General features: G+C 71.7%; 14 protein-coding genes. All 14 read right to left on the bottom strand.

Annotation, left to right across the window (positions count from 1 at the left end; translation table 11 throughout):
- Positions 1-433: hypothetical protein (locus B042_RS24290; protein WP_028647836.1), on the bottom strand; the 433-nt coding region annotated here is incomplete at its 3' end.
- 11 nt (positions 434-444) lie between these two features.
- Positions 445-1032: an SMC-Scp complex subunit ScpB gene (scpB, locus tag B042_RS0107850; RefSeq protein ID WP_028647835.1), complete on the bottom strand. Its 588-nt coding sequence runs from the start codon at positions 1030-1032 to the stop codon at positions 445-447.
- Positions 1025-1867, bottom strand: coding sequence for a ScpA family protein (locus B042_RS0107845; RefSeq protein WP_028647834.1), 843 nt, complete (start codon positions 1865-1867; stop codon positions 1025-1027). Before B042_RS0107845 ends, scpB begins: the two co-directional genes overlap by 8 nt.
- A 100-nt stretch (positions 1868-1967) precedes the next feature.
- On the bottom strand, positions 1968-2414 hold the full coding sequence (locus B042_RS22305) for a hypothetical protein (RefSeq protein WP_197024197.1): 447 nt from the start codon (positions 2412-2414) through the stop codon (positions 1968-1970).
- Positions 2387-3346: a ParA family protein gene (locus B042_RS0107835; protein ID WP_028647833.1), complete on the bottom strand. Its 960-nt coding sequence runs from the start codon at positions 3344-3346 to the stop codon at positions 2387-2389. The genes B042_RS22305 and B042_RS0107835 overlap by 28 nt, the downstream gene beginning before the upstream one ends.
- Before the next feature lie 195 nt (positions 3347-3541).
- A complete protein-coding gene (locus tag B042_RS0107830) occupies positions 3542-4543 on the bottom strand; it encodes a site-specific tyrosine recombinase XerD (RefSeq protein WP_231493869.1) in 1002 nt (333 codons plus the stop codon).
- Positions 4544-4547: 4 nt separating this feature from the next.
- Positions 4548-5204, bottom strand: coding sequence for an NUDIX domain-containing protein (locus B042_RS0107825; protein WP_028647831.1), 657 nt, complete (start codon positions 5202-5204; stop codon positions 4548-4550).
- 40 nt (positions 5205-5244) lie between these two features.
- A complete protein-coding gene (locus B042_RS0107820) occupies positions 5245-6882 on the bottom strand; it encodes a CTP synthase (RefSeq protein WP_028647830.1) in 1638 nt (545 codons plus the stop codon).
- Between the two features lie 174 nt (positions 6883-7056).
- On the bottom strand, positions 7057-7959 hold the full coding sequence (locus tag B042_RS0107815; protein WP_028647829.1) for a hydroxymethylglutaryl-CoA lyase: 903 nt from the start codon (positions 7957-7959) through the stop codon (positions 7057-7059).
- A 24-nt stretch (positions 7960-7983) separates the two neighbouring features.
- On the bottom strand, positions 7984-8979 hold the full coding sequence (locus B042_RS0107810; RefSeq protein WP_028647828.1) for a GNAT family N-acetyltransferase: 996 nt from the start codon (positions 8977-8979) through the stop codon (positions 7984-7986).
- Between the two features lie 287 nt (positions 8980-9266).
- Positions 9267-9701 (bottom strand): DUF3060 domain-containing protein, encoded by a 435-nt coding sequence (locus B042_RS0107805; RefSeq protein WP_028647827.1) that lies wholly within the window; start codon positions 9699-9701, stop codon positions 9267-9269.
- Positions 9702-9864: 163 nt separating this feature from the next.
- Complete coding sequence (uvrB, locus tag B042_RS0107800) at positions 9865-11958, bottom strand: excinuclease ABC subunit UvrB (RefSeq protein WP_028647826.1); 2094 nt, start codon at positions 11956-11958, stop codon at positions 9865-9867.
- A gap of 80 nt (positions 11959-12038) precedes the next feature.
- A complete protein-coding gene (coaE, locus tag B042_RS0107795) occupies positions 12039-12638 on the bottom strand; it encodes a dephospho-CoA kinase (protein WP_028647825.1) in 600 nt (199 codons plus the stop codon).
- Between the two features lie 52 nt (positions 12639-12690).
- Positions 12691-13188, bottom strand: coding sequence for a GNAT family N-acetyltransferase (locus B042_RS0107790; protein ID WP_028647824.1), 498 nt, complete (start codon positions 13186-13188; stop codon positions 12691-12693).
- Positions 13189-13247 lie beyond the last annotated feature (59 nt).

Here is a 13247-nt window from a genome sequence, read left to right as displayed (position 1 = left end):
TCGTCCCGGCCACGGAAACCACCACGATCCCGCTCGTCCCGGCCAAAGGAACGCCGGTCACGGTCATCGCGGTCACGCGGACCACGACCGCCACGGTCGTCCCGGCCACGGAAACCACCACGATCCCGGTCGTCCCGGCCAAAGGAACGCCGGTCACGGTCGTCACGGCCATAGCCACGACCACGGTCACCGCGGTCGTCCCTGCCGCCTCCGCGCCGGTCATCCCGCTCGTCCCGGCCACGGAAACCACCACGGCCCCGCTCGTCCCGGCCAAAGGAACGCCGATCGCGGTCATCGCGGTCGCGGTGACCGCCACGGCCCCGGTCGTCCCGGTCGCGGAAACCACCGCGACCTCTGTCGTCACGGCGGCCCCGGCCGCCACGGTCGTCGTTGCTGTCGCCGCGCTCACCGCGCGGGGCGTGGTCCCGCGCACCGCGGGAACTGTCAGTGGGTGTGCTCACCGGTGTCGTCTAGACCTTCGATGTCGTCGGGGAGGAACGGCGCCAGGTCCGGCAGATCGTCGAGATCACGCAGGCCGAGCCGTTCCAGGAAATAGGAGGTGGTCCGATACAGGAGCGCGCCGGACTCGGAGTCGTGCCCGGCCTCCTCGATCAGGCCCCTCAACACGAGGGTACGCATAACCCCGTCGCAGTTGACACCGCGGACGGCCGAGACCCTGCCTCGGGAGACCGGCTGGCGGTAGGCCACCACCGCCATCGTCTCCAGCGCGGCCTGGGTGAGCCGCACCTCCTGCCCCTCCCGGAGGAAGTGCTCGACGACGTCGGCGCACTCGGGACGCGTGTAGATCCGCCACCCCTCGGCCACCATCCGCAAGTCGAAACCCCGCCCCTGCGCCGTGTATTCCGCCGACAGCCCCTCCAGTTCCCGGGAGACCGCCTCCACGGGCACCTCCAGGGCCCGGGCCAGGTCGTAGACGGACACCGGCTCGGGTACCACCATCAGCACCGCTTCGAGGTCGCGGCGCAGGGTCGGGGACACCGACCCCTCATCGGAGGCGCGGCCCTCACTCATCGTCCCTCTCCTCCCCACCCGTGCCCTCGTCGTAGTCGGACTCCACCCGCACCTCGCCCTCACCGCCGGTCCACGTCACCGTGAGCTCCGCCAGCGGCTCGGGCTGGTCGAAGCCCACGTTGGCAGCCCGGTACAGCTCCAGCAGGGCCAGGAACCGCGCGACGACCTCGAAGGTACCGGTGCACTCCTCGGTGAGCTCGGTGAACGTCAGGGTGCCGTGCTCGCGCAGCGCGGCCACGACCAGGTCGCCCTGCTCCTTCACCGACGTCTTGGCCTGGTGGATGTGCGTGACGGGCACGCTCGGCGGCTCCCTGGGGGTGAAGACCCGCCCGGCCAGCGCCGCGAATTCCCTCGGCCCCAGCTTGAACAGCACGTCGGGCCGCAGGGCCGCGAAGCGCTCCTCCAGCGGCACCGCGCGGGCGTACCGGCGCCCCTGCGCCGCCAGCCGCTCACTCATCAGCGCCGCGACCTCCTTGTAGGCGCGGTACTGGAGCAGGCGGGCGAACAGGAGGTCGCGGGCCTCCAGCAACGCCAGGTCGGCCTCATCCTCGACATCGCCGCGCGGCAGGAGACGGGCCGCCTTCAGGTCCAGCAGAGTCGCCGCCACCACCAGGAACTCGCTGGCCTGGTCCAGGTCCCACCCCTGGCCGTGGGCACGGATGTGGGCGATGAACTCGTCGGTGACCCTCGACAGCGCCACCTCGGTGATGTCCAGCTTGTGCTTGGAGATCAGGGTGAGCAGCAGGTCGAAGGGGCCCTCGAAGTTGTCCAGGTGCACCTGGAACCCAGACCCTTCACCGGCGCCGGGGTCCGCCTCGGAGGAGTCGACACTCATGTGACCAGTTTCCCAGCTCCGCGGAGTGCATACCCCCTGGTCGTGCGGGCACCACGGTGTCCCCCGCGGCCCGGCGCCCGCACACCGGGCCGCGGGGCGCTCAGTCCTCGCTCAGGCGGCGCACCAGCATGCTGGCAGCCCCGTGCTCCTCGAAGTCGGCCAACAGCACCGCCACGGCCTCGCGGACCAGACGCCCCCGGTCGGCTGACAGTCCGTGCTCGGCCCGCAGCGACAGCCGCGTCTGCTCCAGCGCGAGCAGCTCCGGGCCGGAGATGTACACCGTGATCTTCTCGTCGTGGCGCTGGCGCCCGCTCGGTTTGGGCGCACGGCGCGCCACGGCTCCCCCGGAGGGCGCGGCGTCCCCGGAAGCGGGGTCCTGCGCCGGGCCTCCGGGGACGCGGCCCGCCCCCTCGCCCTCCCGCTCCTCCCCGGAGCCGACGTGTCGGCGTCGGGTCTGCGCGTCCGGCTCCGAGACGGTGCCGCCCGAGCGGAAGAACATCTCGTCCGCCCCCGGCAGGGTCACGCGCCTCGACCGCTGAGAGGCCACCTCGCCAGCACCTCCTTGGCCAGCTCCCGATAGGCCCTCGCGCCCGCCGACGACGAGTCGAACCTGGTGATGGGCTCACCCGCCACCGTCGCGTCCGGAAAGCGCACGGTCCGGTTGATGACCGTGCCGTAGACCTTGTCGCCGAACCCCTCGACGATGGTCGACAGGACCTCGCGCGCGTGCAGCGTCCTGGGGTCGTACATGGTGCCGAGGAAGCCGTCGATGACCAGCCGCTCGTTGAGCCGCTCCTGCACCTTCTGGATGGTGTCCATGAGCAGGGCCACGCCGCGCAGCGCGAAGAACTCGCACTCCAGCGGCACAATGACGCCGTCGGCTGCGGTCAGCGCGTTGACGGTGAGCAGGCCCAGCGACGGCTGGCAGTCGATGAGCACCACGTCGTAGTCGTCGATGACGGGGCGCAGGGCGCGGCCCAGCATCTGCTCGCGCGCCACCTCGCCCACCAGTTGGACCTCGGCGGCCGACAGGTCGATGTTGCTCGGGATGAGGTCCAGGCCGTCGATGTCGGTCTTGAGCAGGACGTCCTCGACCGCCACGTCCCGCTGCATCAGCAGGTTGTAGACGGTCAGGTCCAGCTCGCGCGGATCGAGCCGCCCCAGGCCCACGGACAGCGCGCCCTGCGGGTCGAAGTCGACCAGCAGCACCCGTCTGCCGAACTCGGCGATGGCCGCCCCGAGGTTGATGGTGGTGGTGGTCTTGCCGACCCCACCCTTCTGGTTACAAAGTGCTACGATCCGTGCCGGACCGTGCTCGTCCAGCGGTCCGGGAACGGGGTAGTCCCGCTCCGGTCTCTTCGTACGCAGTTGCGCCCCCGTGTCGCGTGTCCTACCCCAAGGGTTGGTCACCGGCTCGGCGGGGTCCTCCCCACCGACGGGTGCACCGCTGGCATCCACGCCGTTCTCCGCCCAGTTCACAAGCCCTTGACCTCCCCCACGGACCGGCCACGGCCCGAAAGGGGGAAGTCGTCCCAGCCCCGTGCCCGGCCGCCGTCGGAAACTCAATATGTCGACAGCAACGTAACCTCTGTGCGGCGACTCTAGAACGACGACACGGCGCGTTCAACACGACCGGATCGGGGATACGCCCCCTCCCCCGCACGCGCACCGCCCTCACCTGCGCGCACGCGGATGGCTGGCGGCGTAGACCTCCCGCAGCCGGTCCACCGTGACCAGGGTGTACACCTGCGTGGTGGTGACCGAACCGTGTCCCAGAAGCTCCTGCACCACCCGGATGTCAGCACCGCCGTCCAGCAGATGGGTGGCGAAGGAGTGCCGCAGCGTGTGCGGTGAGACACCCTCCACCCCAGCCCGCTCGGCGACCGCTGCCAGCAGCGCCCAGCCGCCCTGGCGGGTGAGGCGGCGCCCGCGCGCGTTCAGGAACAGCGCCGCCCCCGAAGAAGCCGACCGCGCCGACGCCGCGAGCGCGGGCCTCGCCCGCACCAGGTACCCGCCCAGCGCCGTACGAGCGCACGAGCCGAGCGGCACCACGCGCTCGCGCCCGCCCTTTCCGTGGATGCGTACCAGGCCCACCGTGTCCCCGCCGTCGAGGGCCTCCACCACGTCGTCCACGTCCAGCCCCACCGCCTCGGAGATCCGCGCCCCCGTACCGTAGAGGACCTCCAGCAGCGCCCGGTCACGCAGGGACAGCAGAGCGGAGCGCTCCGCCGCCGGCGGCGCCCCGACGGGTCCCGCGGCCTCCAGGAGCCGCTCCACCCGCTCCAGCGGCACCGCTTTGGGCAACCGCAGGGGGACGGGGGGCGGCACCACCTCCGCCGCCGGGTCGGCGTCGGCCCGGCCCTCGCGGACCGCGAACCGGTGCAGCCCGCGCACGGCCGCCAGCGCCCGCCCCGACGAGGCGGCCCCGAGCGGCGAGTGGTCGTCGTCGCCCTCGGCCAGGGCCCGCAGGAACCCGCCCACATGCGCCCCGCCCACCTCCGACAGGTCCGCGACGCCCCGCCCCTCCAGATAGGCGGTGTAGCGGCGCAGGTCGCGCCGGTAGGCCAGCAGGGTGTTGTGCGCCAGAGCGCGCTCCGCGGCCACATGGTCCAGGAAGGCCGCCACCGCCTCCCCCAGCGGCCCGGCGGGCACGCTCCCGCCCCGGTCCCCGCCCACCGTGTCAGGACGCCGGACGCAGGGAGGCGAACCCCTCCCGGGCCGCGGTACTCGCTGCCAGCACCCCCAGGGAGGTCGCCCCGTTGTGCAGGTGCCCGCCCATGACCAAGGCCACCGCCTCCTCCAGGGGGACCCACTCGGCAGCCAGATCGGTCTCTTCGTGCTCGCGCACGAAATCGATCTCGTGCTCGGGCACCTCCGACAGGCCGCGGGCGAGGTAGACGCGGATCCGCTCCGAGGAGAACCCGGGGCTGGCCGCGAAGTCCACCAACTCGTACCAGTGCTCGGCGCGCAGCCCCGCCTCCTCCACGAGCTCGCGGCGGGCCGTGGCCAGCGGCCCCTCACCCGCCACGTCGATGAGCCCGGCGGGCAGCTCCCACATGAGCAGGCCCACGGGGTGACGGTACTGGCGCAGCAGGAGCACCCGCCCGTCCTCGCCCAGTGCGAGCACCGCCGCCGCACCCGGGTGGACCATGTAGTCCCGCGCGGCGACGACCGTGCCGCCCTCCGCGTCGGGCATCCGCACCCAGTCCGTGCGCATCCCGCACTTGGCTCCGGCGAAGCGCTCCGCCGACCGCTCCACCGGCCACGCCTCGGGGGTGTCCGCCACCTTGGCCTCCCGCCCCGCCACGGCATCGGCCGGGTACGTCCCACTCGCCATGTACTCGCCTCTCTCAGCCCGCGCCCCGCCCGACACCGCGTCAGGACCTCCTGCGCTCCAGCGCCGCGGCGATCAGACCGCGAAAGAGCGGGTGCGCCTTGGTCGGACGGGAGCGCAGCTCCGGGTGCGCCTGCGTCCCGACGAAGTACGGATGCGTCTCCCGGGGCAGTTCGACGTACTCCACCAGCTTGCCATCAGGAGAGAGCCCGGAGAACACCAGCCCGGCCCCCTCCAGCTCGGGGCGGTAGGCGTTGTTGACCTCGAACCGGTGCCGGTGCCGCTCGGAGGCCTCCGCGGCGCCGTACAGCTCCCGCACCAGTGTCCCCTCCCCCAGCGCCGCCGGGTACAGGCCCAGGCGCATGGTGCCGCCCATGTCCCGCTCGCCCGCCACCACGTCCGTCTGGTCGGCCATGGTCGCGATGACCGCCTCGGCCGCCTTGTCGTCGAACTCGGTGCTGTTGGCGCCCTCCAGCCCCAGCACGTCGCGGGCGTACTCCACGACCATGCACTGCAGGCCCAGGCAGAGGCCCAGCAGCGGCACCCCCTGCTCGCGGGCGTAGCGGATCGCACCGAGCTTGCCCTCGATACCGCGCACGCCGAACCCGCCCGGGATGAGGACGCCGTCGGCGCCGTCCAGCTCCGCCGCCGCCCCCGAGGCGCTGGCGCAGTTGTCACTGGCCACCCAGCGGATGTTCACCCGCGTGTTCGTGGCGAACCCGCCCGCGCGCAGGGCCTCGCTCACCGACAGGTAGGCGTCGGGCAGGTCGATGTACTTGCCCACCATGGCGATGGTGACCTCGTGGTCGGGCTGGTGCACCCGGCGCAGCAGGTCGTCCCACTCGGTCCAGTCCACGTCCCGGAAGGGCATGCCCAGCCGGCGGACGACGTAGGCGTCCAGGCCCTCCCGGTGCAGCACCTTCGGGATGTCGTAGATCGACGGCGCGTCCGGGGTGGAGACCACACCGGCCTCGTCCACGTCGCACATCAAGCTGATCTTGGACTTCAGGCTCTGCGTGATCGGACGGTCCGAACGGCACACGATCGCGTCGGGCTGGATACCGATACTGCGCAGGGCCGCCACCGAGTGCTGGGTGGGCTTGGTCTTCATCTCCCCCGCCGGCCCCAGGAACGGGATCAGCGACACGTGCAGGAAGAAGCAGTGGTCCCGGCCGATCTCGTGGCGGATCTGGCGGACCGCCTCCAGGAACGGCTGCGACTCGATGTCACCGACCGTGCCGCCGATCTCGGTGATGACGATGTCCACACCGGGGGCGGCCATCGCGTAGATGCGCGACTTGATCTCGTTGGTGATGTGCGGGATGACCTGCACCGTGTCACCGAGATAGGCGCCCTGGCGCTCCTTGGCGATCACGCTGGAGTAGATCTGGCCGGTGGTGACGTTGGCCGAGGCCGACAGCTCGGTGTCCAGGAACCGCTCGTAGTGGCCCACGTCCAGGTCGGTCTCGGCGCCATCGTCGGTGACGAAGACCTCACCGTGCTGGAAGGGGTTCATGGTCCCCGGGTCGACGTTGAGGTAGGGGTCGAGCTTCTGCATGGTGACCCGCAGGCCCCGCGACTTCAGGAGCCGTCCCAGACTTGAGGCGGTCAGGCCCTTGCCGAGACTGGAGGCGACGCCGCCAGTAACGAAGATGTGCTTGGTACTCGCGGCGGATGCCAAAGTGATGCTCCCGTGAATTGAGTGGCTACGGCGGGCTCGCGCTGACGGAGCGGCCGTGCGGCTGGTCCGCTGCCGGGCGGTCGATGTGACGTCGCCGGCGCCGCGGACTCCACGGGGCACCAGGATAACAGGCCGTCCACCCTCCTCTAGCGGCAACAGCCGGACGCGCCCCGGTCAGGAGGCTGGGAAGCCCCCGGCACGCCCCAGATAGGCGGGCGGCCGACGGCCCAGGCGCCCGCCCATCCACTCGCCCAGCGCCGCGGCCGCCGAGAGGTCCACCCCCGTCTCGAACCCGCTGCGGTGCAGCAGGTACAGCAGGTCCTCGGTGGCGATGTTGCCGGTCGCCGCGGGCGCGAACGGGCAGCCGCCGAAACCACCCAGGCTGGAGTCGAGCACGCCCACGCCCTCCTCCACCGCCGCGAGCGCGTTCGCGTAACCGGTGTTGCGAGTGTTGTGGAAATGACAGCGCAGTGCCCGCCCGTCGGCCACCTCCGCCACCCGGCGGACCAGGTCCCGCACCTGGCGGGGCACCCCCACCCCGATGGTGTCGGCCAGCGCGATCTCCACCGCGCCGGTCCCGGCGATGCGCCGGACCACCTCCACCACCCGTTCCGGGTCCACCTCGCCCTCGAAGGGACAACCGAACGCTGTCGAGACGGTCACGCTCAACGGGAGGCCCGTCCCCGCCAGTTCGGCGTCGATACCGGCCAGCGCGTCCAGCATCTCCCCGACGGTACGCCCCTGGTTGCGGGTACAGAACCCGTCCGTGGCGGGCACCGCGACGTTGACCTCGCCCACCCCGGCCGCCACCGCGCGCTCCAGACCGCGGCGGTTGAGCACGAGGCCGATGTGGCGGACCCCCGGCACACGGCGCACACCCGCCATGACCTCCTCCGCGCCCGCCATCTGCGGAACCCGAGCCGGATGAACGAAGCTGACCGCCTCGATCCGCCGCACACCGGCCTCGACGGCACGGTCGACCAGCTCGATCCGGTCCTGAACCGACAGGACGCGGTCCTCGTTCTGGAGGCCGTCACGCGGCCCCACCTCGACGATCTCCACCCGCTCGGAGCCCATCGACCCTCCCTCACACGGCACGCGTCAGCGCAGGGCCAGCGCCGGACGGACCTCCCAGGTCGTCCACACCGGGCGGTACCCCATCCGGTGCCAGAAGGGCCCCGACAACGGGTTCATCGCCGCGTAGTTCAGCACCGAAACCCCCACACCGTGACTGTCCAGGGCCTGGTGCGCCTGCCCCACCAGGGCGGTACCGATCCCGTTGCCCCGCTCGGCGGCGATCACCACCCCGTAGCCGATGTGGGCGATCGGGCGCGCGTTGACCAGCGACTTGGCCCAGCGGGAGCGCTCCGGCGGGGACACCCACATCAGCCCGACGGCCCGGCCGCGCCGCTCGGCCAGCCAGATCCACGAACGCGAGCGGTTCAGCGCCCGCGCGGCGACCTCGCGCGTCTGCTCCGCGGTGTCCTCCTGGAGGAACACCCCGCCGAAGTGCTCCTCATAGCGGTGCTCCTCCATCAGCAGGCCCACGACCTGGGTGAGGTCGCTGCGGTCGGCCAGCCGGATGGTCACGTCGCGCGGCGGCAGGGACGGCGGCACCCCCCGGCGGCGCTGGCGGGCCGCCAGCACGGTGTAGGGCTGGAGGCCGTGCCGCTGCAACGGGATGATCCCGCACACGTCCCGGGCGGGCCAGCTCACCAGGGCGGCCGACTCCGAGCCGGTACCGGTCGGCAGGTCCTCCAACTGATCGCGCCAACTGGTGAGGAGGGAGTCCAGCGCGCGGGCCGGCTCGGGTCCGCCGACGACCGGGGTGAGCCAGTGCTGGTCGGGAACGCCCCAGATACGGCCGACCTCGCCGGGCTGGTACCACGTGTAGTGCATGCTCCCGGCCGCGACGGTGTTGCCCGCCTCGTCGCTGACCGTCACGAGCGGATAGCTGTCGGGTGCGAACCCCATGGGCTGTGGGAGCAGAGGGTCGGACTCGACCCAGCGCTGCGCGGCGGACCGCACCAGTGGGTCCAGTCCGAGGTCGCCTCCGGGCGACTCGTCGTGCCGCACCCGCGCGACATAACCGCTCATCCACCCCTCCCCTGGCGGGCCCTCACCTTCAGCGCACGTCCTCGATCCGACGGCCGGGCGGCTCCTCGTGCCTTCTCAAGCGAGACTGCTCGACCGTACCGTTTGGGTTGCGGACCGGAGAACGCCCTCACCGAACGGACGGCGAGAGTTCACCCTCCATGGGCCGAACCCTCTGTTCCCCGCCCGACCCCGTCGTCGGCACGGCTACCCCCAAGGTAACGGATCCACGGTCGCTCCGGGGTGTCGGGGAGATCAATCCGAGGACACGACCGCCGCACCGTCCGGCCTCACACTCCGGCGGCACCGCCCTCGACCACCGAGGTGCCCCTGCCGTGGTTGATCACCTCCGGGTCACCCGAAGCGTAGGAGACGACGTTGTCCACCCCCACCAGGACGATCCGCTCGGCCGACCCCACGTCCACGGTCGTCCCCCGACCTGTGGCCCTGACCGAGCCGCACGCACCGTCCAAGACCACCTCGGCGTCGTCGGCCGTGACCACCACCTCCCGGCCGTCGCACGGTTCGCGCAGTTCAACGCCGTCGTCGGAGACCACCAGGGTGTCCTCGTCCGCCACCGGCTCGGACGCGCTCCCCGCCGTCCGGGGCATGACCGGGGAAGGGGCGTCGCCGGCGCCCTCCCCTCCACCGACCAGGGCGCACCCGGCCACGGACACCGTTCCGACCAACAGTGCCCCCGACCTCACCAGCAGCCGAACCCTCATGAATTCCCCCGCGACCGGATACCCGGCATGTCCGACACAGTTATCGAGCAAACCCAAGGTTATGTCACACGACGGTAAACACGCGACACAACCGTTGCCCGAACGTACCTGATCCGATATCGCCCCGGGACCTCCCCGGCCGCACCCCTGGACGGGCCCCGGCTCACTCCAGCCCGACCTCGTCCATACCGCGCAGCTCACGCTTGAGCTCACCGATCTCGTCCCGCAGCCGCGCCGCCACCTCGAACTGCAGATCGGCCGCGGCCTGGTGCATCCGCTCGGCCAGCTCACCGATGAGCCCCGCCAGCTCCGCGCGGGGCATGGCCGACACCTCCGCCCCCCGGCCCAGCGCGGGCGCCGGAGCGCTCTCCCCCCGCCCGGCCCTGCGGTACCCGGTCGCCATGAGCTCCTCGGTGTCCACGTCCTCCCGGTTGAGGGAGTCGAGGATGTCGGCGATCTCCTTGCGCAGCGGGGTCGGATCGATCCCGTGCTCGGTGTTGTAGGCCACCTGTTTGTCCCGGCGGCGGTTGGTCTCGTCGATCGCCGCACGCATCGAGTCGGTGACGTTGTCGGCGTACATGTGGACCTGCCCGGCCACGTTGCGCGCCGCACGGCCGATCGTCTGGATCAGGGAGGTCTCCGACCGCAGGAACCCCTCCTTGTCCGCGTCCAGGATCGCCACCAGCGACACCTCGGGAAGGTCCAGCCCCTCGCGCAGCAGGTTGATGCCCACCAGCACGTCGAACTCGCCCACCCGCAGCTCCCGCAGCAGCTCCACCCGGCGCAGCGTGTCCACCTCGCTGTGCAGGTACCGCACCCGGATGCCCAGCTCCGCGAAGTAGTCGGTCAGGTCCTCGGCCATCTTCTTGGTGAGCGTGGTGACCAGCACCCGCTCGGAACGCTCGGCCCGCTCCCGGATCTGGTGCACCAGGTCGTCGATCTGCCCGTCCGTCGGCTTGACCAGAACCTCCGGGTCCACCAGGCCCGTGGGACGGATCACCTGCTCCACTACGTCCCCGCCCGAGCGGCCCAGCTCGTACCTGCCGGGCGTGGCCGACAGGTACACCGACTGACCGATCCGCTCGGTGAACTCCCCCCACTTGAGCGGCCGGTTGTCCATCGCCGACGGCAGCCGGAACCCGTGCTCCACCAGGGTCCGCTTGCGCGAGGCGTCACCCTCGTACATCGCCCCGATCTGCGGCACCGTCACGTGCGACTCGTCCAGCACCAGCAGGAAATCGTCGGGGAAGTAGTCCAGGAGCGTGTTGGGCGCGCTACCCGCCTCCCGCTCGTCGAAGTGGCGCGAATAGTTCTCGATCCCCGAACAGCTCCCCAGCTGCCGGATCATCTCCAGGTCGTGGGTGGTGCGCATCCGCAGCCGCTGTGCCTCCAGCAGCTTCCCCTGCCCCTCCAGCTCCGCCAGGCGCTCGGCCAGTTCGGCCTCGATCGAGGCCACCGCCCGGTCAGTGCGCTCCTGCCCCGCCACATAGTGCGACGCCGGGAAGAGGAACACCTCCTCACTCTCCTCCAGCACCTCCCCCGTGAGCGGGTGCAGCGTCATCAGCCGCTCCACCTCGTCACCGAACATCTCGATGCGGACCGCCAGCTCCTCATACACCGGGATGATCTCCACGGTGTCGCCGCGCACCCGGAACGTGCCCCGCGAGAAGTCCATGTCGTTGCGCGCGTACTGCATCTCCACCAGCCGCCGCAGCAGCTCGTCGCGGTCCACCTCCATGCCCACCGACAGCCGCGCCATCCGGTCCACGTACTCCTGCGGCGTGCCCAGGCCGTAGATACACGACACCGACGCCACCACGATCGTGTCGCGCCGCGTGATCAGGGAGTTGGTCGCCGAATGCCGCAACCGCTCCACCTCGTCGTTGATCGACGAGTCCTTCTCGATGAAGGTGTCGCTCTGCGGGACGTAGGCCTCGGGCTGGTAGTAGTCGTAGTAGGAGACGAAGTACTCCACCGCGTTGTGCGGCAGCATCCTCCGCAGCTCGTTGGCGAACTGCGCCGCCAGCGTCTTGTTCGGCTGCATCACCAGGGTGGGCCGCTGGAGGCGCTCCACCGTCCACGCCACGGTCGCCGTCTTGCCGGTGCCCGTCGCACCCAGCAGGACCGTGTGCGCCTCGCCCGCCTCCACCCGCCGGGCGATCTCGGCGATGGCCGCCGGCTGGTCCCCCGCCGGAGTCATGTCCGAGACCACCCTGAACGGTGCCTCACTGCGCTCGATGTCGGTGACCGGTCGCACGTCGCCCCTCCTCGCCTCGCGGACCGCGCGGCACCCGCGCCCGTCCACTCCCACGCTACCGAGCGCCGGCGACATCCCCGTTACGCCCGCGCGAGCAGAGCCTCCCACAGCTCCCCGGCCCCGGCCGCGAGCTGCTCACGGGTACCGGAGTTGTCCACCACCAGGTCGGCGGCGGCCAGCCGCTCCTCCCGGCCCGCCTGCGCCCGGATCCGCGCCCACACCTGCTCGCGCGCCATCCCCCGGTCGGCGGCCACCCGTTCCACCCGCACATCGTCGGGGGCGTCGACGACCACCACCACGTCGTAGAGCCCCCCCAAACCGTTCTCCACCAGCAGCGGGACGTCGTAGACCACCACCGCCGCTCCCGACTCCCGCGCCCGCTCCATCAGCTCCGCGCTGCGCTCGGCCACCCGCGGATGCACGATCGCGTTGAGCCGGGCGCGCCGCTCCCCGTCGGAGAAGACGATCTCCCCGAGCCGTGCCCGGTCCAGTCCCCCGTCGGGGGCCAGCACACCCTCGCCGAACTCGGCGACGACCTCCGCCAGCCCCTCCGTCCCCGGCTCGACCACCTCGCGCGCGATCGCGTCGGCGTCGACGACCACCGCACCCCGGCGCGCCAACTCCGCCGACACCGCGCTCTTGCCGGAACCGATCCCTCCGGTGAGTCCCACTCTCAGCATGCGAGGAACACTAGACCACCGCCACCGCTACCGCCGCGCCCGCCCCGGGTCCTCACCACGGCCCGGCGGACACCGCCGTCAACTCCTTGCGCATGTGCACCATCACCAGGTGGTCGGCGACCCTCTCCCGATGCGTGACCGCGAACCCGCGGCCACGGTACAGCCGCTGCTCCCGGGCGCTCTGCGCCCCGGTGAACAGCGTCAGTGACGCCACCTCGGGGCGGCGGGCCCGCACCTCCTCCTCCCCCCGGGTGAGCAGCGCCGTCGCGATCCCCCGCCGCCGCCGGTCCGGAACCACCGCCAGCCGGCTCACGATCCCGTTGGCCCCGGACACGCCCACCCGCACCGCCCCCACGATCCGGCCGCCCTCGACCGCCTTGAGCACCAGTACGTCCTGCTGGCGCAGAAGGCCCCCGATACGCTCCAGACCCTCCGTGAGGGGCAGGACAAACGGGTCGCCGCAGGCCTGCGCCTCGTCGACGAACGCCGCGCGCTGCACGGTCAGGAGCTCCCCCGCGTCCTCGGGAACCGCCGGCCGGATGTCGAACACACCGCCTCCTCACTGGGTCCAGCACCGCGAGTCTTGCACACGCACCGCCCCCCCCGCTC

It is taken from the genome of Nocardiopsis sp. CNT312, assembly GCF_000515115.1.
Taxonomy (GTDB): Bacteria; Actinomycetota; Actinomycetes; order Streptosporangiales; family Streptosporangiaceae; genus Nocardiopsis.
Note: the sequence above shows the minus strand (reverse complement) of the source record. Positions and strands in the feature narration are given on the sequence as shown.